This window comes from Mycobacterium sp. TH-M106 (assembly GCF_057473765.1).
In genome coordinates this window covers 1-1,054 of the sequence record NZ_JBYCLE010000184.1, presented here as the reverse complement: position 1 = coordinate 1,054, position 1,054 = coordinate 1, and the positions used below count along the sequence as shown (strand labels likewise).

2 protein-coding genes are annotated in these 1,054 nt (G+C 71.6%); both read right to left on the bottom strand.

Annotated features, from left to right (window positions below; all coding sequences use genetic code 11):
* Positions 1–793: thiolase family protein (locus AC2VOP_RS06315; RefSeq protein ID WP_486960160.1), on the bottom strand; the 793-nt coding region annotated here is incomplete at its 3' end.
* Positions 794–803: 10 nt separating this feature from the next.
* On the bottom strand, positions 804–1,054 hold a 251-nt coding region (locus tag AC2VOP_RS06310; protein WP_486960159.1), incomplete at its 5' end, for a hypothetical protein.

The following is a 1,054-nucleotide window of genomic DNA, read 5'->3' as shown; positions in this document are numbered from 1 at the left end:
CGAACGCGCGGTCGGCCGCGCGCCTGCCCACGACGCCGTTCACGTGATCGCCGCGCCGCCCGGCGAGGTCCCACGCCGGGGGGTGCTGATACGACGGCCCGTGGAAGTCCGCGCCGCTGCCCAACACGTAGACCGGTTGGCTTGCGGTGTCTACCTTGTCGAGATTTGCGACGACGAGCGCGCAACCGCCCTCGGAGGTGGTGGCGCAGTCCAGCAGGTGGAACGGGTCGGCGATGGGCCGCGAGGCGGTGATGTCCTCGGGCGTGAACGGCCCACGCTGGTAGTACACGGCCTCGGGGTTGCGGGACCCGTTGTTGCGGATGGTCGCCGCCACAATCGAGAGTTGTTCGCGCGTGGTGCCGTAGACGTGCATGTGGCGCCGGGCGATCAGCGCGAACTCGGCGGTGGTGAACATCCCCCACGGCGCGACGAACTCGTTCTCGGGCCGCGTCCACGGCGCGGTGGCCTCGTGGTCGCGGTATTCGCCGGCCTGCGCGGCGACGAGCACGACCACGTCGGCCATGCCGTGCTCGATGGCGGTGGCGGCCTCGGTGATCATCCCGACCCCGAACCCGAGCCCCTGCCAGGCCGGGCCGAGGCGCAGGTCGTAGATGAGCGCGGTGGACAACGGTCCCGCGCTGATCCCGTCCACCTCGTCCAGGCGCAGGCCCGCGTCGTCGAGCGCGCCGCGGATGGCCTGCAGCGCCAGGCTGCGGGAGGTCTCGCCGTCGAGCCGGCGGCCCTGCCGGGTGTTGTGCACTCCGACGATGGCCGCGGTGCAAGCTCTACCCATATGTCGCCCTTCAGTTTTCGTCCGCGACGACACCGAGGTAGGTGCCGACGACGTCGTGGTGCCGCCCGTCGCGAGCGATGGTGCCGATCTTGCGGGTGCGCGCGTCGGTGTGCTCCGCGCCGGCCGGCACCACGTCGATGCGCACGTCCACCGGCCGCGCCGTCTGCGGGTCGGTGATCTCGACGGTCATCGCGACCGCCCGCTCGGCCTGGTCCCATTCGACGCCGGTGATGCGGTGGCGCGCGGTCAGTTCCATCACCA